This window comes from Variovorax sp. RKNM96 (genome assembly GCF_017161115.1).
Taxonomy (GTDB): Bacteria; Pseudomonadota; Gammaproteobacteria; order Burkholderiales; family Burkholderiaceae_C; genus Variovorax.
In genome coordinates this window covers 5,959,968-5,981,479 of record NZ_CP046508.1, presented here as the reverse complement: position 1 = coordinate 5,981,479, position 21,512 = coordinate 5,959,968, and the positions used below count along the sequence as shown (strand labels likewise).

The following is a 21,512-nucleotide window of genomic DNA, read 5'->3' as shown; positions in this document are numbered from 1 at the left end:
GGCAGAATGCGGCCAAGAGCAGACTTCCATCCCGCGCCCTCAATCTCGACCGGCATAAGTAATGCGTGAATTCATCATCAACTGCAGTGAGCTCAACGACGAGGCAGATTTTTGGACGGCTTACCTGTCGACGACGCAACCGGAGGGCGCACAGCTATTTGGCCGCAATTTCGACGCGCTCTGGGATGCACTGAGCGCGGGGGGCCCAGGTTGGCCTGGGGAGTGCGTGCTCCGCTTTGTGAACACCGACGTCCTGCGCCATTGGCAGGACGGCAAGTTCTATCGCACGCTGCAAAAAATTGCGCTCGATTCGAGGACCATCGTCATCCATATGGACTAGATTTCAGAGTGTCGCGAGGCATGACACCTCGCGGCCAACAGCGGTCATCTAGGCCTACCTCGGAAATGCGCAAGCACACCAACCTCATTTCAGCCAAACGCAGGGGATTCATCCGGACCTTCGTGAGCGCGCTCATCCTCTCCAGCTTCGGATTTCTTCTGGTTCTGTGGGGTTGGGATGGATGGACGTCAGGCGAAATCATGGTTCATCCCAAAGGCAGCCAAGCGTATCTCGCTGGTGCCGGCGGCCCAGACTCAGACGCCTTCTCGCTCAAGGTGTGGAGTTGCCTGTTGGTCGGCGGAGCGCTCTCCCTCGTCGGACCCGCGATGCTGCTCTATCTACTCTTGGGCCCACGAGAACGTATCGCCAAAGGACTCACTGACGTCGGCCTGAGGTCACCAACTGCCGGCAGCCCTGGGGTTCCAGCGTGGCTTGTGGCCGTTGTGCTCATCTCGCTGTTTTCATTCTTCGGATACATCGCCTTCAGAGCCGCCTAGCGGCCACAAGCGGACTTTGCCCCTTATCACCATCGACCATGGCATTCAATCTGACTCACCGTTACGGCAGCGTGGAACCAGGCGGCCCCAACTCGGACTTCCCGGCACTGCTGCGCGAACTCGAAGATCGGCCAGAAGATACTGAGCATGGTTCAGTGGCGGTCACCCATGAGTCCGAGTGGAGCTTGGCTGTATCGCGGGGCGGCTACATCACCTTCGAGAACCTCGAAGCCGAGGGCGGGGGCGAGCGGCACATGGATGAGTTGACCGTAAGCAAGATTCACGAGCTGTTCCGACATCTTGCTGAAGGGAATCTTGCCGCTATCGAGCAGGAGCCTTGGCTACCCGGCTACTAGTCAGCACAGACGGAAACCGGCCAGGAGCAGTCCATAGGGGTACAGGCAGAATTCGAGGTTGCCACCGCCAAGTCCAAGCCAATCAAATGCCTGAAGTACATCCTCGCGGCCAAATGTTGGCCTTCGACCAATCTTTGAATACGTTCGTCGCACAGCCGGGATTGATGTTGCTTTGCACCAATATCGCTGAAATGCTCGAGCAGGTTGAAGCAAGAACCGGCGCCTACGTTGTGCCGCACGACCCACCGAAATACTTCCGTTACCACCTGTCGCGCGACGATCCCAGTTTTGTGCTGGTGGATATTCATGTCACCCGCGGTAGGGAGGAGATCTGCATCAAACAAGATATGTCGTTTCCGCTGCTTCCTAGCGATAAGGTGATGTTTGGCCATCTTGCCTGCTGAGCAGCCGAAGTGATGTCGTCGCCACTTGGCCCCCGGCCATTCCGGTTTGACACGTCGCCACTCTCGAGCGCGCAGCCCAGGCTTCCGTTGTCGGCCAAGACCGGACATCCACTATCGATCCACAACTCCCGTGTAGATTTCACGTCATGGTTGGCATCGATAGCGCTTGGGCTCCTTCGCCAAAATTTCACTGGGAGAAGCTATGACCGTATCTGCCGATCGCCTTGGGCCAGCGTTCTTGGGGGCAATCAAGGTGAATCCCTTCTTTAAGGGCTGGAGGAAGAAGGGTACTCGCGCAATGGAAAGCGTCAGCGAGCCGATTCGCAGGGGGATCGAACTCGTTCTTCTCAAAGGTTCTTTCGAGCGCGCACAGCATGTAGGAATTGCTGCTCATGTTTCAGTCGCCACGGACATCAAACCGATCTCAGAGCGAACGGGAACTGGAGATTCCAAGGGAGGTCGGTTCCATTACACCGCTTATCTATCCTCCCAAAACGGGATGGGGCAACCGACGTCCAAGCGTGGAGCCATATGGACGTTGATGGCCCTCGAAGACGTCGAGAAGATGATCGCAGATCTTCATACGCTCATCGATACACATCTAATCCCCTGGTTCCAAGACCGATCAACCGTCGAGTCTTTCGTCAGTGGATATGAAAAGGAATTCGGCAAGCCGGATAGCCTGCCTCTTTCTCTCTTTCACTATGGCAAGGTGGCGGCGCGGAAGGATCTTCTTACTTGGTTAGCGACGTGCCCTGCGGACCGACCACAAGAGAACGTTTTCTCCTGGGCTGTTAAAAACGAACTACTCACTCCTGATTCAGCAAGAAGGTTGGCGCTGGCATCCATACAGATGCTGGACACCTATCGTGAGCAGACACAGAGAATCGTGCAAGAGTTGAAAGAAATGACTTGAAAAACCCGTGCAAACGGAGTGAGGTTGATGACCTCGAGCGCTTTGCCGACCAGTTTGTATATTCAACTCGAGGCCCGTCGACGTCTACTACCAAGTAGCGTCAGACTTTTGCTTCGGGCTCATTCGCGACGGCGGTACGACCGGCTACAGTCGGCCAATAGCGGAAGTACACATGCGGAGCAGAGTTGCCACAAAACCGGTCATCCAAAAACGCTTGGGCTTGGAATATGCGGTCAGTCTCGATTCGTCTTGATCCTCGCCGCATGGAGAACCCAGATACCGATCTTCGGTACGTCATACCTGATCGCTGGGCTGAGGTCTCGAGCGGATTTCTGACGGGCAGCGGCTGCGACCATCTTCCCCCCGATGCTGTCGATCAGCAGGCGCAGCCCCGCGCTCCTGCTCGCGGCGCTGGCGTGGGCGTATCTCGGTAAGGCCGCTTGAAACCGTGATCATTCCCCAGTTCTGGGCCGAGGGCCGCATCCAGGAGCAGGTAGCCGGCAAGCAATTCACCGTGCGCCGCTACGGCTGGTCCGACGACAGCCCCTTGGCTGCGCAGGCGCATGCCGACCAGCGCACTCGCGAAGCCTTCGACCGCATCGTCAGCGGTGAAGTGCTGAAGCGTCGCGAGCCTAAGCTGGCCTACAACGGCGCCGACGGTATGCCGATCCGCGAGGAAATCCTCGAACGCCAAGGTGACAGCGTCGTCACCCGCAACGGCTACGGCGCGCGTTGCCTCAACACGCCCGACGTGATGTTCGTCGATGTCGACTTCGAAGACACGCGCGGCAGCGCGCGCGGGCTGACGGTGATCGGCGTGGCGTTCATCGGGGCGCTGGTTACGGGCTACGCGACGCGCTCGGCGATAGCCTGCGTTGCCGCGTTTGTGTTGATGGCGGCCTTCGGCATGTGGCGCGTACGTGCCGAGGGGCTGCGCTTCACCCAGGACAAGAGCGATCCGCTCGCGCGCGTGCGTGCACGCGTTGAGCGCTTCATCCACCAGCATCCCGATTGGCACCTGCGGCTGTACCGCACACCCGCAGGCATGCGCGTACTGGCCATGCACGACGTCTTCGCGCCGTCCGATGCCGCCGTGACCGACGCTTTCCATGCACTGGGCGCCGACAAGGTCTACACGCGCATGTGCCGCAATCAGAACTGCTTTCGCGCGCGCCTGAGCGCGAAGCCATGGCGCGTGGACATCCGGGAGCACCTGCCGCGCCCCGAGCGTCTGGCCGGTGCCGCCCGACAGGCTACCCGCGCGCGACGCCTGGGTGGCGCGCTACGAAAAGGCCGCCGAGGGTTATGCCGCGTGCCAGTACTTGGCGAGCGTGGGCAACACGCTGAACGTGCATCTGAACGCACTGGCGGTGCAGGAACTGCACGACGAACGCACTCACGCCCATCGCGGTTTTCCGCTGGCCTGACGGATCGGGTTCATAGACAGGAGCTTGGATCGTGAAGGCGCGTGGGACTGCGAGCACGCGCAGTGCCTCGTGGTTGTGCGATAGGCAAAGGCAGAATGCGGCCACAACCGGACCTTCGCACCGATGCCCCAGCACGTACATCGTCGCCCACAATGAGCATGAACAGAGCAGACCTTCAGCGCCTCGTTGATACACATCGCTCCTACTCGGCGATGCTGCAAGACCACTTCGCTCGCCTGTGGCAACGAAACCTGACCGAGCAAGAAAGCAACACCGTTCAGAGCGCGACGCTTTGCTGTTCGTTCATGTCATTGGAATCCAGCGAACGGACCCTTTCGCTCGCAACCTCTAGCGAAAAAGCGACCGAGGAGTTCCAGTTCCTACGGTCGGAGGTACTCGTCAATGCGGACCTTGTTGTGCAGGCCGTAGAGCGCAGGCTGTCGGGAAAACGGGGCCTGACAAGTCATACTGCGTTTCCCAACCTTCTCGCCTGGGAAGAGGCGCTACTGGCATCGATGGCCTGAAACACGCACCGCCGCTTTCGGCGGCGGATTCAACCGGTCGATGGCTTGGCCGAGCAAAATTTGGTCAGGAGTATCCAGCGATGAGCAATCAAGAAGAGCCGAGAAGCGAATCGACTGCCTTCGAGCGTATTGGCGGAAAGATGCTGCTGCTTGCGCTTGCGGCGCTTTCGAGCGGAACGGGCTTCGTTGCGTTGCTCACGGGCCGCCTAACTGAACGAGGACCACGTACCGCCCCACTTCGTGTTTCGGAGTTGAGCGGGCTTGCGGCGTATGCAGGAGGCGTCTTTCTCGTACTCGTTGGACTCACGCTTGCCCTGCTTGCCTTTAGAGGGCTACGTTCTCAGAGCATATTGAAGGTCTTGCTTGCCAGTGACGCGCTGGCATTCGCCGCCGCCGTCGCGACTCGCGTTTAGTACTGAATGTGTGCTTCGGCTCCGGTAGCATCGGCCTAGTTTCGACAACAGTCGGCCAACAACTGACGTTCTGCCGTCCTACCAACTGCAGTCAATTAGCTCCGTAGGGAACGATATCGTCCAGCTTGGCACCGGATGGCACATAGCCCGGATTCACGTTGCGATAAGTAAGCTTGCTGCCCGGCGCCATCGGCATGGTCTGAGCCATTCCCGTCAGCTTCCCATTCACTTCTCCAAGCGGCGATGCATTGAGCTGATAGATGCGTCCTGCTTCTGCCCTGAGCAAGAGCTTCCCATTGCCCGCCGTTCCGTATGAATCGTAACGCCATCCAAGAACATGGGAACCAGGCAAAACGTAGATCACATTCGCGCAACCACCCATCGGTCTCACTGGCTGTTCATCTACTGAACAGATCACAGTATTCCCATAGCGTCCACCCATCGTTGAAAACACAGTAGCCACTTCCTCGGGGGGCAACTGCTTGCCGGCATAACTTTGAACTCGCGACCCCGGCGAAGTGCATCCGGCCAAAGCAAGAGTAGCAATCAAGAAAGCAAGACGTCCATCCATGAAAATTTCCTTACTTAGATCTGCTATTTCACCGCCAGGATAAGCGTAGCAGACTGACCTACTTCATCGCGCATCGACCCAGGACTTGATAGGCCCTGTAATGCACGCTAAGGCTAAGTGTTGGACCAGCACGCATCTTGTTCAAAGTCTGCTTTGGGTTTCAGCGAATGTCGCGAAGGGGCCCGAAGCAGACATTGGGCCCTCCTGAAAGCGGTCACTCGACCAAAGCAGTTGCTGCTAGCGAAGGTGGACGAGTCTCAATGAGTCAAAGGAATTCTCAACTGGCAACTTGGCAACTCGGCAACGCATAAAGCGCAGTCGTTCACGACGCCCTCAATCATGTCGCCAAGATGTCGGGGCTACCGCTTTAGGCCTTCGTGCCATCTTGCGGCGAAGCGTCGACGACTGGACAGAAGCGGCACGCGTGACGTTGAGAGTCAGTCGAAGGCGGCGGACCTCGACCTGCATTGACGCAAACTAGGGCCTCGACGAACGTTCCTCGAAGATTGGCCCCGATTTTCGTGTTGGAGATTTAAGCTGCGCGTTGGCGAGATCTCCAAGACTCCTGATAGCCCCTTCCAAGCGCGGGTCGCCGAGATACCCGTAGTTGATGCGCAGGTGCCGGGTGTATCGGCGGTCGGCTGAAAACAAATGGCCCGGCGCTACGCCTATGCCGAGCCGAAGAGCGTCCCGGTGCAGTGCGAGCGAGTCGACGCCTTCTGGCAGCGCGAGCCACAGGAAATAGCCACCCTCGGGGCGCGTGACCCGCGTTCCAGTCGGAAAGTATCGATCGACAAGGCGCAAGCATGCAGCCTGCTGGCGGCTGAGCGAATGCCGCAGGGCGCGCAGATGACGATCGAAACTCTTGTGTTGCAGGTACTCCTGCAACGCCAGTTGCGAGGGGAGTGCCGTCGCCAGCGAGCTCATCAACTTGTTCCGACCCAAAGTGGCTGCGAAGCGACCGCCCGCTACCCAACCGATGCGATATCCGGGTGCCAGGGATTTCGAGAAAGAACTGCAGTGCAGCACCCAGCCAGCCCGGTCCCAGGCCTTGGCTGGTGGCGGTCTCCGAGCCCCGTGCGCGAGCTCGCCGTACACGTCATCTTCGATCAGCGGTATGGCGCGGGTGGCGAGCATGCTGACCAGTTGCTCTTTGGCTGCGTCGCTCATGGTGCAGCCCATTGGATTCTGGAAGGTCGGCATGAACCAGCAGGCCTTCACCGGATGCTGGTCGATCACGCGAGCAAGAGAGTCGAGATCTACGCCTGTTCGCGGGTGGGTCTCAACCTCGACCGCGCGAAGACCGCGCCGCTCGAGGGCCTGCAACGCACCATAAAAGGTTGGCGTCTCGATCGCCACGACGTCGCCTGGCTGCGTCACCGATTCGAGCGCAAGATTGAGTGCTTCCATCGCCCCGCTGGTGATGACCAGTTCTGACGCAGGAACATCCATCCCGACGCTGCCGTAACGCAGGGAGATCTGATGGCGTAATTGGGCGTTTCCTGGTGACAAATCTTCGACGGTCTGCCAAGGATCCATCCGCTTGAGCGCTCGCGTCAGGCCGGCGGCAAGTTGCTCGAAGGGAAACAGCTCTGGCGACGGAAAGGCCGAGCCGAGCGGGACCATATCGCGCTCGCGAGCCTGTGCAAGGACCTGAAAGACAAGCGACGAGACGTCGACCGACATGGACCGGAGGACAGGCTCGCTGGCGGCCAGTTCGTTGGCCGGCATTTCCGCGCCCGCTCGAACGAAGTATCCCGACCGCTGCCGCGCTTCGACAAGCCCTTGCGCCTCCAGCAGGTAGTAAGCAGAAAACACGGTGGACGCACTGATGCCCATTTGCGACTTCAGTTCGCGCACGGAGGGAAGGCGATCGTTCGCCTTCAGGCTACCCGCACGAATGCGCTGAGCGATGTTGTCAGCGAGCTTCTCGTAGCGATTCATGGGCATCTCCTTCTGATACGGTCGTTCTGGACCGCTCCCGAGATTCTCGTATCAGACGTCGGCGTGCCCCGGAGCGGCTACCGGCCTCCTTGCATCTGATACGAAAATTTTCAGCTGATCTGGTTCTGTACGTATCAGCCTGGAAGAAGAACACTCGACAGCACGATGAAAGTGCTTCTGTGGTGCCGGCGGACTGCTCCGCCTTTCGACCCATGTCTTGCGTGCCTTTCGACGCGCCTTGCGGACGCCCATTTGGCTCAACGCAACCGTTTCGTTAGATTGATTTTCCGTTTCTTCATCGGTCTATTGAGCTACTCGCCGCACTCGGGCACTTCGCCGTCTGTCACCATCAATCTCCTTTAAATCATGAATTCAATCCCTATCTCTTTTGTTATTTTCAAGGTTCTCGTGCTCAGCGTGGGCATGTATTTAGCCGTCAAGTGGCACTACGATCGGGGACAGAAGGACAAGAATCAAAAGACGGTTGCAGTGGTACTGACATCCGTCAAGGTGGGCGCGGCGTTCGTCGCTTCTGCGTTTCTCATGCTGTTCCTCACCTTTGAATTTTGCAATTGGATAGGTCTGGACCTGGCTATGCGGTGATTGGAAGTTTTCGGTCGATAGCCCGGATGCAATGCGACTAACGGCACGACCATTTCAGAGACGGACCTCGACACGACGGCGCGGTATTTGGCTGGCATGCCGACATGCGAGGCACGAACTCACCGACGGTAATTTTGCGCCCAGAATTCATGTGAAGTGATCTCCCGGCTGCATCGTCTCTGCTCGTGCGCCAACCTGCGTTAGTGCCAGGCATCAGGCCGGTTACCTTCTTGCCAGCAGCCTTGAGGCGGCGCCGGAACTCGATGTAGCAATCTTCGATTTTCATATTCGATGAGCCACCGAGTGGCTGCTTGTGGCCGATTGTGGTCAGCGTCCGGAGGACGCAGCCTCGATCCAGACAACCTCTCCGGGGTGGTGTTCCTCGATAGTGTCAAGCGCGTCCGCCAGTACGAGCGGATCGCGCTCTTCTAATGGGTAATTGAAGCGCGTCAGGCCTGGTACCTTCAGAGCGTTGAAGTCTTCCTCTGAGACGGCACCTGCACCACACCAAATTGTGGTGCCTGATCTCGCCGCTTCACGCAGTGCATCTTTCAGTCCATTTGGGGTAATTGCGAGGAGGACCACGTTCTTTTTGGAGGTGAATTTACAAGACTCGGTGAATGACCGGTTCTGGCCGCATCCTGCCACAGGACCGTCGGCGCCATCGGGCCCAAACGAGACCTTTCTGGCGCTCAGACCGACGGATGCGTCACCTGAATGGTTCCGTCGTCGAGCATGAGATGCCGTGTCCCATTGCCCCACCGAATACTGCCAATCGTTCGATTGAATTCGACTACAAAATCTGCTCGACGCGGCCAATTCCGAAAGCACTCGAGGTGCATGGTGGCGTCTGAAAATCGCCAAAACGGATGCGATGGGGACTCAATAAGGGGCATCGAACTAACGCGCTCTTGGGTTCCGTTGATGACATCCCCGCAGATTGGGCATTTGGTCTTTCCCAGCAATAGCAACGCCATCAATTCACCTATTCGTCTTCAGAGGTCAACGTCCGCTCTTGGCCGTCTGCCGAAGTTTGCCTCACGCAGGGTGCGGCTCAAATGAGCCCATTCCCGAAGCGAAATACTGAGGTAAGGCCGCCGACCTGACCTGGCCGGTCAATCCTCGCGCGAGAAACTGCGACATGCTCAGCTTGAACCGTTCGGGCGAATCGCTGCGCGGCACCGTAACAACCTCCCACGCACCGCTCTCCCCGGCGGTGCTCCAGAAGAACACGTCTCCATCAGCGGAAGCGGCCCAGGGTAGAAGGCCGCCCGGCTCAAAGAAGAGCGGGAACTCGAACTCGTTCGGAAAATTGGTCCGAAGTTCGCGCAGCGCCGAAAGCTGAACGAATACTTGGTCCAGCAAATTCACGTGTGGGTTCGCGCTAAAAGGATTGAAGACGGTCAGGAATCCGTTGATGGTCCCCGAGCCATAGTGGTCAACGAACTGCATGTAGTCAGTGGGCAGCGGTCCGCCAAGCTTGGACGTCACGGCCCCCCATTCGGCCGCAGTGCCTTGCTCTCTCGGCCGAGAGGGGCGCGGGAGCAGACTGAAGAGTGCGTCGGTGAGCATCGGAGCAAAAAACGTGGCTGGTTTCTGACTAAATTTGGGCCGAGGTCCTGAACGTCCGGTGTTGGCCGACGGCAGCCGGTCGCTGCATTTACCCGCGGCGGCCATCTGATCCGCTTCATAGTCGTCGCCCACCAATCCCCGCAAAGCTACCCTCCGAAAATAGTTCTCCGGCAACCTGGGCAGGTCGTGGTGTGAGAGGGTGCGGGGTTTATCAATATTCCGCAGTGGGGGCAGCGCGCAACCTGTACTTGCGCCGCCATGTCGCCGACAAGGAACGCTATTCCGATCACAACCCAGCCGAGCAAAAGCAGCGGGGGTGCCAGAAATTCCAGGAGGACGGCCAAGCCAAAGAAAACTGCACTTAACGCGATCGCGCAACGCGGTCTGGCGACGACACGTCGGCGCCAGTAGTAAACAGCCCCATTCAAGATGTTCCGCAATCACATTCCTTCCTCGCAACTGCGAGCGACGGTTCTTGGCCGAGTTTTCCCCGACGTTGCGAACGACTGGTGTTGGCCGACAACGGCCTCATCGACTTTTACTTGCAGGGACTGCAATGCGTTGGAACTCATACGTTCCAGGCAGCGCATTGACCAATTGCGCGCCGGCCTCCACAAGTCGTTGCGCCTCATCGCCAATGTAAAAGCCACCACCAGGTAAGCGGGTCCATTTAGCCTTTATCCAGCCAGACAACTTCGAGTAGTAAGGTCGAGTCGCTTGAGCGAGTACTCGAACGTCATCGCTGTATTGGATGTGTCCACATACAAGGTATGGACTCTTGAAGTAGCTCCGCATGTAGCCAAGCATTGGGTCAAGTGCATCAGTCAAGCGCACTGGGGGTAACCCATAGGGATGCAGGTCGGATTCCTCGACAGCAGTCAGGAAGCAAAACGGACCCAGCTCAGCGCTGTTGACAGGTTGCCCCAGCGTTGGCGAAACGAGACGGAGTCCAAGTGATGCGGCAAAGTTGTCCAATGCTCCTTGGTCCGTCTGACTTGCGTAAAACCCAATGCTGCTTGTCACACTTGATGCCTCACGTTGAAGGGCTGCCCCTGGCCGACTGTAGCCGGTCCCACTGCCTTCGCGGATGGGCCGAAATGCCCGCAACCGTACGTGTCAAGGTTGTACGTCGCTGCTACCCCGTCAATGACTCGCACTGACCTTCAATGCGTGCATGAAGTAGGCCCAGCGATACAGCGATAAGCCGCAGACCCTGTGCAGTGACTGCGGCTTTCGTCGCAGATGTGGGTGGGCTGTCAAACCCGGCCCCGCTCATCACGAGGCGAGGGCAATGTGCGCGGTCGGCGCAATGCCCGTCAAGTTGGGCGTCTGCTGGCGCTGCGAGGCCGATGTCCGGCGAGTTCGAACTGCCGCCAGCGTCCTACTCATCGCCTCCTTGGCCTTCCATTAAAGTCCGCTCTGCCCGCAAAAAACAGGCGCACAGCGTGTCGCCCCAGCACGCAGGAAGGGAAGGACCCCGATTGACCCCCACCGCAGTCGAAGCTGCAGCACTGGCCAGCATCGCCGAAGCCGACCAGGTGATCGACCGCCTGCACGCCGCCAACGATCCGTTGCTCGAAGAGCATCTTTACGAAGCCTGGCTGCGCAAGGGCGAAGCACTCGCGCAGCTCGGCCTGCACCGCGAGCGCGTCGAACTGTGCGACGCATTGATCGCGCATGCCGATGCCGCCCCCGCAGGGCGCGCGCTCTGGATCGCGCAGGCGTTCAACGCCAAGGGCCTGGCATGGCGCGCCATCGGCGAGGCCAAACCCGAGATCACGGCGTACGAAGAAGTCGAGCGCCGCTTCGCCGACGCGAGCACCGCCGAGGTCCGCACCTGGGTGGCCCACGCCGCCTTCCAGCGCGCGGTTGTGGCCGGCTCGCTGGGCGGTGCGTTCGCCAAGGTCGACATGGTGCGCAGCTGCGAAGACATCGTCCGCCGCTACGCCAACGATGCACCCGAGGCCACGCGCGAGATCGTGGCGCGCGCCCGCATCTGGCGCGGCGAGCTGCTCGCCGATCTCGACTACCCGGGCGCATCGCGCGAGGCCTTCGATGCCGTCTGGCAAGACCTGGCCCATGCGCCCGAGCCTTCCGTAGCCGCGCGCGTCGGCCATGCGCGCATCACGCAGGCGATGGGACTGGCCGAAGCCGGCCGGCGCGTCGAAGAGGCCATTCCGATGCTCGACGAAGTGCTCGCGGCCTATGCGGGCGATCCGCGCGAGGCGGTGCGCGAAGTGCATGCGCGCGCCGGGTTCCTGCGCGCCGACATGCTCGACGATGCGGGCGAGTACGCGCTGGCGCTGGCGGCCTGCGACGACGTGCTGGCCGCGCACCTTGCCGACGAGTTGCCCGGTGTCGCGCTGCGCGCCTGCCGCGCGATGGCGCTGAAGACGCATGTGCTGTTTCGCCTCGAGCGGGACGACGAAGTCCCTGCGGTGCGCAGCGCGCTCATCGCGCGTTTCAGCCGTCACACCGGCGCCGACATCGAGGAGCTGATGGCCGAGGTGATGTGCCGCACCGCCTACGACGCTGAGGAGCCCGAAGACGTGCTGCCCGTTTGCGATGCATTCGATGCGCGCTTCGACAATTCGACGCTTACGCCGGTGCGGCGCTGGGTGGCGCGCGCCGGCATGGCGCGCGGCCAGGCGCTGCGCGATATCGACCGTTCGGAAGATGCCGCCGCCATGTTCGGTGCGGTGCACGCGCGCTTCGGAAGGCACACCGGCGAGACCGACGCCGCATTGCTGCTGACCGCGACGCGCGGGGCCATGGCCCCGCCAGCGTGCTGCGCGGGGACGGCCGCAACGACGAAGCGATCGCGCTGTACGAAGCGGCTGCATCGGGCGTCGATGCGAGCGCGAGCCAGGCGCTGCGCGAGGAAGCCGTCCACGCGCGCCTGCAGATCATGGCCCTGCGCGACGAGCCGGCCGATGTCCAGGCGCCGATGCTGAACGCGCTGGCTGCGGATTTCGGACGCGATGCGGTGCCGGATCTGCGCAGGCAAGTGATCGATGCGCTGTACTCCAACGCCCACGAACTGCGCGAGGCCGAGGCTTTCGAAGAAGCGATCGCGGCCTACGACCGCCTGCTCGCGCTCACGGCCGACGAGAGCGACGAACAGGTGCTCCAGATCGTGGCCAGCGCCCTGCTCAACAAGGGCTACCTGCTGCTCAAGCTCGTGGACCGCCCGGCGGAGGCGCTGGTGGTGTACGACGAGATCGTCGCGCGCTTTCGGAACATCACCTCGGAGGCGATGCGCGACACCTTGTCGAAGGCGGCGGCGAGCCGGCAGACCTGTCTTGTCACGCTCGACAAACTCTCGGGCGCGGATTTCGGCGGCGACTTTCCGGACCTGCCCGTCGACAAGCTCGATGAAATCCGTGCAACGATCACGCGGGGCTACGAACTCGGCGAAGCCGGCAAGCAGCGCGAAGGCATCGAGCTGACCGACCAGGTGCTGGCCGAGCACATCGAGGCCAGCCACCCCGAGCTGCGCAACCAGTGCTCGCGCGCGCTGACCAACAAGACCTACATGCAGCAGCAGCTCGGCCAGCTGGAGCGCGTGATCGCCTGCGCGGAAGAAATGGACACGCGCTATGGCGAAGAGCTGTCGATGTCGATCCAGGAGCGCGTGGCGCTGTGCCTGGGCTACAAGAGCGCGGCGCTCGACAAGCTCGGGCGGCACGAGGAAGAGCAGGCGGTCTACAGCGACATCATTGCGCGCTGGGGCAGCTCCAACGTGATCGATCTTCGCCGTCGCGTGGCGCGTGCGTTCTGTTGCCAGGGCCTGACCCACAAGCAGGCCGGCGACGTCGACGCCGCGCTGGAAAGCTACGCACGGCTCATCGGCCGCGAAGAAGACGCGAAGGATGTCGCGCTGCAGGTCTGGGTGGCCAAGGCGATGATCGACAAGGCGAGCGTGCTCGGCCAGCAGGGCAACCAGGCGGGGCGCGCCGAGGTCTACAAGACGCTCATCGCCCGCTTCGGCGACAGCACCGATGCGCAGCTGCGCGAGCGCGTCATCAACGCGAGCGAGCGGCTGGCCGAGGCGCAGGGCCTGCTGGGCCAGCACGAAGAGGAGTTCACGACGATCAGGGACACGCTGCGGCGCTTCGGCAACCAGATGCCCGAAGCGCAGAAGGCGCGGCTCAATCACCGGCTGGGGCCGATGACGCTGGGGCGGTTTGCGCGCAAGCTGATCGAGCGAGTCAAGGGCACCAAACACTGAACCAGGGAGGTATCGACATGTGGCCATTCAAAAAGAAGAAAGAGCCGTGGGAAGACAAGTTCGCCGCGCTCGCGCCGCTGGTCCTGGCGTCGGACCAGGTCATGGGACCGGCCCGATTGCCAGTGTGCTTTGCCTACCGGGTGAAGCCGAACAACCCGCACGATTCGGGTTGGATCTTTCTGAGCGGCAGGGAGAGCCAAGGCGTGCTCGATGACAACCCGCCGAAGATCTGCCCCCTGAACTCCTTCCTCAAGATGGACCCCACGTTGAGCCAAGTCACGGACAAGCCCGTCGGCTCGGCGTGGGAGCGCGACAGCGCGGATGCGGCCTGGAAAGAGGTGTTCGGTTTCAGGCCGCGCGGCTGAGACACGGCATCCGCATCCCTCGCAACCGTTCTCGCCCGACAGATTGCCAACGCCATGACGCCAGACGAATACTTCGACGCGATCGACGATCCGCTTTTCTCCGCGCTCGGCCTGCTGCCGATGGAAGGCGCGAGCGAACTGACCGAGGCCTTCAGCGGGCAGCCCATCGTCGACGAACTGCAAGGCCTCGTGCTCGACGATCCCGACACGAGCGACCACCATCTGTTGCTGGGAAGGGCGCCACTGGAAGGGTGCGTGCTCTACTTGGCCCACGACGGGCAGAGCCGCGTGGTCTTCGATTCGCTCGAAGACTTTCTGGCGGCGGCGCGGGAGGCTGCCGAGCAAGGGGACGATATCTCTGACTTTCACCCCGAAGCCTCGCCGGTGGCGCACGACCAGCCCGCGTTGAGCGACCTGGTTCATCGCCTGCTCGACGATGGCACGCTGACCGATGTGGTGACCGCGCTGATCCCTTCGCTCGACCTGAGCGACCTCGCGCTGCTGGAGCGGCTTGCGACGGACGAGGATTTCTATCTCGGCGAGGCCGTGGCCATCGAGATCGCGCGGCGGCCGGGCCAGGCGCTCGCGCCGATTGCGAGGATGTGCGCGACGCATCCTCATTCCCAGGTTGCCAATGCGGGGCGGCGCGCCGTCGAAAAGGTCGAGAAATCGGCCTGAAGGGGTTGAGGGAAAATCGGGCACCAGATGGATCGCTGACACCTCCAGCACGCCCTCTCCACCAGCCATCCCCCAACGCAGCCCATGCGCATCCACGAACTGAAACGGCGCCTCCGCGAAGCCGGCGCGGGCCCGAGCCACGAGCAGCGCATCCTGCGGCTGTGGTCTCACGCGCTGCCGCGCGACAGCGGCCGGCGCCTGCCGCACAGCTTCTTTCCGTCGTCATTGATGGAAGCCCTGCCGGCCATCGAGGCCGAGCTGGCGGGGCTCGCGCGCATCCACACGGTGCACCCCGGCGCGGATGGTTCCGAGCGGCTGCTGGTCGCCCTCGCGGACGGCCAGACCGTGGAGAGCGTGCTTCTGCCGCGCGATGGCCTGTGCGTCTCGTCGCAGGTCGGATGCGCCGTGGGGTGCCAGTTCTGCATGACGGGCCGGGACGGACTGCTGCGCCAGGTGGGCAGCGCAGAAATCATTGCGCAGGTCGCGCTCGCGCGCATGCGCCGGCCGGTGCGCAAGGTCGTGTTCATGGGCATGGGCGAACCGGCCCATAACCTGGACAACGTGATGGAGGCGATCGAACTGCTCGGCACGGTGGGCAACATCGGCCACAAGAACCTGGTGTTCTCCACCGTGGGCGATCCGCGTGCGTTCGAGCGGCTGCAGCAGGAGCGCGTGAAGCCTGCGCTCGCGCTGTCGTTGCACACGACCAAGGCCGGCTTGCGAAAGACGCTCCTGCCGCGTGCGCCGAACATGACGCCCGAGGAGCTGGTCGATGCGGGCGAACGCTATGCGCGGGCCACCGGCTACCCGATCCAGTACCAGTGGGCGCTGCTCGAAGGGGTGAACGATGGCGAAGACGAGATCGAAGGCATCGTCAAGCTGCTCTCGGGCAAGTACGGCGTGCTGAACATGATTCCGTTCAACGCGGTCGATGGCGTTTCGTTCAGCCGGCCGTCGTGGGAGCGCTGCGAGCAGATCGCGCGCACGCTGCACCAGCGGGGCATTTTGACGAAGCTGCGCGATTCGGCGGGGCAGGATGTCGATGGCGGCTGCGGTCAGCTGAGGGCGCGCGCTGCCGGAGGCGCGCCGGTGGTGCTTCGAAGAGGCGCTGCTGCTACTGCCGGCTCACCGCAATGAGCGTCCACACGATCACCACGAGCTGGGCGAGGTTGATCAGGATGGCGGTGATGTGCGTCTTGCGGAACCCCGGAATCGCGTCCATGTAGTTGGACTTGATCTGCTCCCCGAGCGCGTCCATCTTGGGAATCACCTTCTTGCGCAGCACGATGGCCATCACTGCCAGCGCCGCGGCACCCGCCGCGATGCCGAAGCGACCCGCAAGCGCAAAGCTGATCGCCGTCGCGCTGGCCGTGATGCACGCACCGACGTAGTAGAGGTTGAAGAAGCCGCGCACGAAGCGGGCGTCGAGCGGCGTGTCGTGCTTGAGCACCAGCAGCGGGATGGAGCCCATGATGAAGTAAGCCGTGGTGACGAGGAGGGCCACCGTGAAGAACAGGGCGGCGAACATGGCAGCGGACATCTTGGTTTTTCTCCATTTTTGCGATGGAATGTTCTGCGCGAAGCGGTCCCGCTCAGGTTCCGCAATGCGGTAATTTCGATTTGAGAAATACCCCGTGACGCGTTCGATACGGATTGGGCGTCTATCTGGGGGGACAAGGCAAGGGGGCTTCTATTTAGTTGCCTCGATGGCGCCCGAACCCGGCCGGCCTGGTCAGAAAAGACCTTGCTGCGCCGTCGTCAAGGCCATGAAGCTCTCGCCCATCGGCTGGAGGATGGCGTCGGCAATTGGCTGGAGCTGCTTGCTCAGGTAGTGCTCGTAATCGATTCGGGACTGGCGAGCCTCCATGGGCTCGGGCCCGCCCTGGGTCATGACGTAGCGGATCCAGCCGCCGTTCTGGTATTGCTTCGGGCGGTTGACCCGGGCGTTGTAGTCATCGGCCACCCTCGCTGCCCGCACCTGCGGCGGTACGTTGACCTGGTAGGCATCGAGGCGGTGGCGCAAGCGCTTGCGGTAGACGAGCAGGTCGTCCATCTCGCCCGCCAGCAGCGCCTCTGCATAGTCCGTCACGAACGCCTTGTAGGGCTCGTCGTGAAAGATGCGCGAGAGCAGGCCCTCCTGGAACTGGCGCGCCAGCGGGGTCCAGTCGCTGCGGGCCATCTCCAGGCCCCGATAGACCATTTCCTCCTTGCCCTTGGCGTCGACGCTCAGGCCCGCATACCGCTTCTTGCTGCCCACATCCGAGCCACGGATGGTCGGCATGAAGAACTTCTTGTAGTGGGTGTCGAACTCGATTTCGAGGAAGTTCGCAAGGCCGTGCGCTTCGCGAAGGGAGTGCGTCCACCACGCGTTGATGTCTCGCGCCAGGGTGGCCGCGATGGCGTGCGCTTCTTCGTTGGTGTGGGTGCGCCGGAGCCAGATGAAGATGGAGTCGGTGTCGCCGTAGATGACCTCGTAGTCCCGCTTTTCCACGAATTCGCGCGTGAGCTTCATCATCTCGTGGCCGCGAAGGGTGATGGCGGACACCAGCTTGGGATTGAAGAAGCGGCAGTCGGTCGCGCCGAGCACGCCGGCGAAGGAGTTCATGAGCAGCTTCAGGGCCTGGGACAGCGGCTCGTTCTTGTCCCGTTTGGCCTCGTCCCGCGCGCGCCAGAGCGTGGTCACGATCTCGGGCAGGCAGTGCTTCTCGCGCGAGAAGACGGTGCCTTGCGGCCCTTTGACGGCTGTCGCCGGGTCGGCGGCAGCGGAGCCTTCCACGAGGCCCACGGGGTCGACAAGAAAGGTCCGGATGATGGAGGGGTAGAGGCTCTTGTAGTCCAGGACCACGACGGAGTCGTAGAACCCCGGCTTCGAGTCCATCACGTAGCCGCCGGGGTAGGCCTTGCTCGCAATCTCGCCGACGTTCGGCGCCACGTAGCCCAGGCGATGCATCCGGGGCAGGTAGTGGTGGCTGAACGCGGCAATGGAGCCGCCGAAGTGGTCGGCCTGCAGGCCCGTGGTCTGGGCGCGCTCCATCACGAACTGCAGCAGCTTGGCCTTGTCGAAGATGCGCAGGACCAGCTCGCAGTCCCGGATGTTGTAGAGCGCGAGCGCAGGCTTGTCTTCCTGGTAGCGCCGCTCGATCTCCGCCATCTTGTCGTAGTCGTCGCCGATGGCTTTGCCCTCGCCCAGCAGCGCCTGCGAGACGGTCTCGAGGCTGAAGGAAGGAAAGCTCCACACAGCCGCCTTGAGTGCGTCGATGCCATCGATGATCACCCGGCCGGGCGTGGGCGCGAACAGGTAGCCCTGCTTGCCGGGATGCGTGCGCCATTCGATGGGCCGGCGCTCCCGCCCCAGAAGGAGCGGCACTCCGCATTCGTTGGCGGTCTTCTGGAGCGCCCGCAGGTCGAACTGGATGACGTTCCAGCCGATGAGGACGTCCGGGTCGTTCCGCTCGAACCAGTCGTTGAGCTTCTCGATCATGGCCTTGCGGGTCGGGCAATAGATGAGCGAGAAGTCCATGGGCTCGCCTGGCTCACCTTGCGCACTCGACTCGCGTGGCGGCTCGCCCAGCATGAAGACGACGCGCTCCTGCATGCCGTCCAGCGCAATGGAATAGAGCGCCTCGTGCTGGCTCGTCTCGATGTCCAGCGACACCACCTTCAGCACCGGCCGGTACTCGGGCGCGGGCTTGAGCCTGCAGTCGACGATGGTGGAGCCGTCTGCCAGCCCACCCTCCACCAGCACGCCGGCGGTGATGAAGCGTTCCATCAGGTAGCGGTCGTGCGGGCGCACATCGGCTTCGAGCAGGGGAATGCCCTGCGCCTGGAGGGCACGTGCCAGCCGACCGAGCTGGCGGAAGTGCTTCGCATAGACACCGACGACGGGTTCCTGGTGGAAGGTCTTCAGCGCAAGCTCGCGGACCTCCACGCCCGGCATGGCCGAGAGGTGCGCTTCCACTTGCGTCCGGTGCCGGGTTGCGACGAATGCGACGGAGGTCTGGGAGGGCAGGACCACTTTGGTCGGCCCCGCATCTGTTGCGAGCCAGTACTCGATCTCCGTGCCGGTCGGCGCATCCCGCCAATGGCGAGTGAGGATGAAGCCTTGGAGGTCGGTGGATGTCACGGCCGCGTCAAACTGTGGCGCCCCGATGTGCCCTGCTCGAAATGCTGATCGAGTTCTTGTCGAGATCCTTCGCATTGGCGAATGCGTAGCCGTTGGCTTCATGCACGGCGCCGAACACCAGGCCTTGAAGCGCCGCTTGCGCCGCAAACGCTTTCACATCCTTCACATGAAAGCTCAGTTTCACGCCCACTTGTCCAAGCTTCACGGACTTGGCGGCCTGATGGATGAGGATGCCCGCGCCGCCGCCCGGATGCGTCAGCTCGATCAGCCCTTCGACGACTTCGCCGCTGGTGACGAAGCCGAAATGCCGGGCATAGAAGGCCGCGGATTTCTGCATGTCCCTGGCGTAGAGGATGACGGTTCCGAGTGGCGATTCCATGGTGTGTCTCGTGCTGAAGATGGCTTCGGAAGCGGTCGCGTCGTGCGCGCGCATCCGGTGGTTCGCAGGATTGTCATGTACCGGGCCCGATCGGTTTTCGAGAACTTCTGTACCAGAAGCGCGCGCAGCGTGTCGGCAGCCGAATTGGCAACCCAGCGCCGCCTGGGGCCGTCACAGATATGCCTTTTGGCCCCGCGAGACTCGGTCAGGGTTTTCCCGCATCCGCGGGCCGACTCCCTCCAACAACTCGCAGAGAACCAACCATGAAGACCTCGCAACTCGCCCTCGCCGCCGCATTCGCGGTGCTCGCCGTCACCACCGCCCAGGCCCAGCAATCCGGCGGCCGCAGCCGCGCGGAAGTCGAAGCCGAAGCCGTCGCTGCCGCCCATGCACCGAACCAGAACGTGACCCGCGGTTCGCGCGGCGCCGATCCCTTCGTTTCGTCGGCCGATCCCGAAGCCATGAACAAGCAAGCCGTGGACACCGCCCACGCGCCGAACCAGAACGTGACGCGCGGCTCGCGCGGTGCGGACCCGTTCACCTCGCAGCGCGATCCGGCCCAGGTCTACCAGGAAGCCATGGCCACCGCCGCCGCTCCCGACCAGAACGTGACCAGCGGCTCGCGCGTGAACAGCAAGGTCGTCTCGACCATGCAGAACCCGGTGCTGCAGTCGGCGCAAGGCAAGTAAGCAAGCGGCCAGTCACCCAGCGTGTGGGTCGGAGCGCACCGGCCCGCCGCTGCAGGGAAACTCGGAGGTGCGCGACCTTGGGTGCATGCGCTAGCCGCGAAGGGCGGGCGCCTGGTCGCCCCACTTTTGCGCATAGACCTCATAGAGCTCGCGCCAGTGCGCATCTCCGAAAGCGCCATCACTTTGATGCGTGATGGAAATCGGCCATGTCCCCAATCGCAGCCCCTGCCGGCGCGCGGTTCTGCAGAAGTCGATGTCGTAGAAATGAAAGTCAAACAGCGGATCGAATTGCACAGCTTTCTCCAGCAGGGTGTGCCGGTTCGCTGCCAGAAAAACGCCGTCCAGCAACTCGCAGTCGGCCGGGACCGAGCCCATGCAGTCGATGTGGCCGAACGGCTGCAGCCCATGGGCAATGATTCCTGAGAGATTCGCAAGATCGTCCCAGGTAAGGTCGGTGTCGATGTAATTCCAGCTCACATGCTGCTTGGGCAGGCGCCGATTGCCCGCCAGGCCGATGACGTCGTAGGCGCGCAATCCCTCCGAGATGCGATTGGTCAGGAAGAAGTCTTCCAGCCAGACATCGTCATGAACGAAGACGAGCATGTCATTGGCATCGGTCGCCGTGAGCGCGCTGTTGAAAACATCGGGCAAGCCCCGCCGGTTCTCGAAGCTCACGCGTGGCCTCAAGCGGCCATCGAAACTGAGCCGACGCAGCGATTGCCCGAGAGCGGAATTGGCCCAGAACTCGGCTTCAGGCAATCTTGTCGCACTGACGATATCGATCATTGTTCTCTGGGGCGCGCAACCGCGCCTGAAAGGGTTCTGTCGCAGCAAGCGCGATGGCGACAAGGGTTGGGTGACGGCGTTTCATGGCTGCAGGCCTTCGGCAGCTGCGCACCGGCTTCGAGCGCCGCATCGATGTTCCCACGTTTTAGCGGCGGCTCTAAGCGGTGACGGCAGGCTCCGCCATAGGCAGGCGCCGTGCCGAGCGCCCATTTGCGGCCGAGCAGTCCTTCAGGCCGCGGCGCCTGGTGCGCCTTGCTCTACATATTGATGTGCGGGGCGGACGATGCTGCTCGTGGGCATCGACCGCAGGCTGCACTGCACTCTTCTTGCATCGCTCGCCGAGCGATGCAAAGGGTTCAGTGCCTCAGGCGTAGGCCTTCGAAGAAAGCTTCTGCAGCATCGCCGTCTGCCGCACTTCCTCGGAATCGCGCAGGCTCTTGGCGGCACGCGCCGCCACGTAGGCGACGTACAGCGTCTCGATGGCCTTGGCCCAGTCGTGCGCCTTCTGGGAAATGCCTTCGGGTTTGACGGTCGATCCCGTCACGGCGTTGGTCGAAAGATCGTCGTCCGGACGCGCCGGCACGTCGAACCCCACCTTGCGGAGGATGTTGGCTTTCTGAAGGATGGTGAGCATGCGGTTGCCTCTCTGATTTCTTCGCATTAGCAGATTAGTGCTACTCGGCGCGGGGCGCTA

At 62.0% G+C, this 21,512-nt stretch carries 22 protein-coding genes; 14 read left to right on the top strand and 8 right to left on the bottom strand.

Annotation, left to right across the window (positions count from 1 at the left end):
- Positions 1-61 precede the first annotated feature (61 nt).
- The 8 genes from GNX71_RS27830 to GNX71_RS27795 all read left to right on the top strand — a co-directional run bounded on the left by GNX71_RS27830 (position 62) and on the right by GNX71_RS27795 (position 4,877).
- Entirely contained in the window at positions 62-340 is a 279-nt protein-coding gene (locus tag GNX71_RS27830; protein ID WP_206175408.1) for a barstar family protein, read from the top strand.
- Positions 341-405: 65 nt separating this feature from the next.
- Positions 406-837, top strand: coding sequence for a hypothetical protein (locus GNX71_RS27825; RefSeq protein WP_206175407.1), 432 nt, complete (start codon positions 406-408; stop codon positions 835-837).
- Between the two features lie 38 nt (positions 838-875).
- Entirely contained in the window at positions 876-1,193 is a 318-nt protein-coding gene (locus tag GNX71_RS27820; protein ID WP_206175406.1) for a hypothetical protein, read from the top strand.
- Between the two features lie 86 nt (positions 1,194-1,279).
- Positions 1,280-1,597 (top strand): hypothetical protein, encoded by a 318-nt coding sequence (locus GNX71_RS27815; protein ID WP_206175405.1) that lies wholly within the window; start codon positions 1,280-1,282, stop codon positions 1,595-1,597.
- A 202-nt stretch (positions 1,598-1,799) separates the two neighbouring features.
- Positions 1,800-2,513 (top strand): hypothetical protein, encoded by a 714-nt coding sequence (locus GNX71_RS27810; RefSeq protein WP_206175404.1) that lies wholly within the window; start codon positions 1,800-1,802, stop codon positions 2,511-2,513.
- Positions 2,514-2,961: 448 nt separating this feature from the next.
- Positions 2,962-3,975 (top strand): hypothetical protein, encoded by a 1,014-nt coding sequence (locus GNX71_RS27805; RefSeq protein ID WP_241027071.1) that lies wholly within the window; start codon positions 2,962-2,964, stop codon positions 3,973-3,975.
- 123 nt (positions 3,976-4,098) lie between these two features.
- Positions 4,099-4,464, top strand: coding sequence for a hypothetical protein (locus tag GNX71_RS27800; RefSeq protein ID WP_206175403.1), 366 nt, complete (start codon positions 4,099-4,101; stop codon positions 4,462-4,464).
- Positions 4,465-4,544: 80 nt separating this feature from the next.
- Positions 4,545-4,877, top strand: coding sequence for a hypothetical protein (locus GNX71_RS27795; RefSeq protein WP_206175402.1), 333 nt, complete (start codon positions 4,545-4,547; stop codon positions 4,875-4,877).
- Between the two features lie 91 nt (positions 4,878-4,968).
- On the opposite strand, the gene GNX71_RS27790 is transcribed toward GNX71_RS27795, so the two are convergent.
- The gene (locus GNX71_RS27790) at positions 4,969-5,448 is read right to left on the bottom strand and encodes a hypothetical protein (RefSeq protein ID WP_206175401.1); all 480 of its coding nucleotides are present in this window, start codon (positions 5,446-5,448) and stop codon (positions 4,969-4,971) included.
- 477 nt (positions 5,449-5,925) lie between these two features.
- Entirely contained in the window at positions 5,926-7,392 is a 1,467-nt protein-coding gene (locus tag GNX71_RS27785; protein WP_206175400.1) for a PLP-dependent aminotransferase family protein, read from the bottom strand.
- A 366-nt stretch (positions 7,393-7,758) separates the two neighbouring features.
- Between GNX71_RS27785 and GNX71_RS27780 the strand changes: the two genes are divergently transcribed.
- Complete coding sequence (locus GNX71_RS27780; RefSeq protein WP_206175399.1) at positions 7,759-7,995, top strand: hypothetical protein; 237 nt, start codon at positions 7,759-7,761, stop codon at positions 7,993-7,995.
- 1,038 nt (positions 7,996-9,033) lie between these two features.
- Here the strand turns inward: GNX71_RS27780 and GNX71_RS27775 are convergent.
- Entirely contained in the window at positions 9,034-9,486 is a 453-nt protein-coding gene (locus tag GNX71_RS27775) for an SMI1/KNR4 family protein (protein ID WP_206175398.1), read from the bottom strand.
- Between the two features lie 1,562 nt (positions 9,487-11,048).
- Here GNX71_RS27775 and GNX71_RS27770 point away from each other — a divergent pair.
- The 4 genes from GNX71_RS27770 to GNX71_RS27755 all read left to right on the top strand — a co-directional run bounded on the left by GNX71_RS27770 (position 11,049) and on the right by GNX71_RS27755 (position 15,978).
- Positions 11,049-12,521, top strand: coding sequence for a hypothetical protein (locus GNX71_RS27770; protein WP_206175397.1), 1,473 nt, complete (start codon positions 11,049-11,051; stop codon positions 12,519-12,521).
- Between the two features lie 1,294 nt (positions 12,522-13,815).
- The gene (locus tag GNX71_RS27765; RefSeq protein ID WP_206175396.1) at positions 13,816-14,163 is read left to right on the top strand and encodes a DUF2185 domain-containing protein; all 348 of its coding nucleotides are present in this window, start codon (positions 13,816-13,818) and stop codon (positions 14,161-14,163) included.
- A 54-nt stretch (positions 14,164-14,217) separates the two neighbouring features.
- The gene (locus tag GNX71_RS27760; protein ID WP_206175395.1) at positions 14,218-14,841 is read left to right on the top strand and encodes a hypothetical protein; all 624 of its coding nucleotides are present in this window, start codon (positions 14,218-14,220) and stop codon (positions 14,839-14,841) included.
- A gap of 84 nt (positions 14,842-14,925) precedes the next feature.
- A complete protein-coding gene (locus tag GNX71_RS27755) occupies positions 14,926-15,978 on the top strand; it encodes an RNA methyltransferase (protein WP_206175394.1) in 1,053 nt (350 codons plus the stop codon).
- On the opposite strand, the gene GNX71_RS27750 is transcribed toward GNX71_RS27755, so the two are convergent.
- The 3 genes from GNX71_RS27750 to GNX71_RS27740 all read right to left on the bottom strand — a co-directional run bounded on the left by GNX71_RS27750 (position 15,956) and on the right by GNX71_RS27740 (position 19,343).
- The gene (locus tag GNX71_RS27750; protein ID WP_206175393.1) at positions 15,956-16,381 is read right to left on the bottom strand and encodes a hypothetical protein; all 426 of its coding nucleotides are present in this window, start codon (positions 16,379-16,381) and stop codon (positions 15,956-15,958) included. The two genes, GNX71_RS27755 and GNX71_RS27750, sit on opposite strands and share 23 nt — an antisense overlap.
- A gap of 192 nt (positions 16,382-16,573) precedes the next feature.
- Positions 16,574-18,964 carry a DNA polymerase II gene (locus GNX71_RS27745; protein WP_206175392.1) on the bottom strand — a complete coding sequence of 797 codons (2,391 nt, stop codon included), beginning with the start codon at positions 18,962-18,964 and terminating at the stop codon, positions 16,574-16,576.
- A gap of 7 nt (positions 18,965-18,971) precedes the next feature.
- On the bottom strand, positions 18,972-19,343 hold the full coding sequence (locus tag GNX71_RS27740; RefSeq protein ID WP_206175391.1) for a VOC family protein: 372 nt from the start codon (positions 19,341-19,343) through the stop codon (positions 18,972-18,974).
- A 263-nt stretch (positions 19,344-19,606) separates the two neighbouring features.
- Between GNX71_RS27740 and GNX71_RS27735 the strand changes: the two genes are divergently transcribed.
- On the top strand, positions 19,607-20,032 hold the full coding sequence (locus GNX71_RS27735) for a hypothetical protein (RefSeq protein ID WP_206175390.1): 426 nt from the start codon (positions 19,607-19,609) through the stop codon (positions 20,030-20,032).
- Between the two features lie 90 nt (positions 20,033-20,122).
- Here GNX71_RS27735 and GNX71_RS27730 read toward each other — a convergent pair whose 3' ends face one another.
- The gene (locus tag GNX71_RS27730) at positions 20,123-20,818 is read right to left on the bottom strand and encodes a glycosyltransferase (protein ID WP_206175389.1); all 696 of its coding nucleotides are present in this window, start codon (positions 20,816-20,818) and stop codon (positions 20,123-20,125) included.
- 364 nt (positions 20,819-21,182) lie between these two features.
- A complete protein-coding gene (locus GNX71_RS27725) occupies positions 21,183-21,452 on the bottom strand; it encodes a hypothetical protein (protein ID WP_013543480.1) in 270 nt (89 codons plus the stop codon).
- Positions 21,453-21,512: the final 60 nt, after the last annotated feature.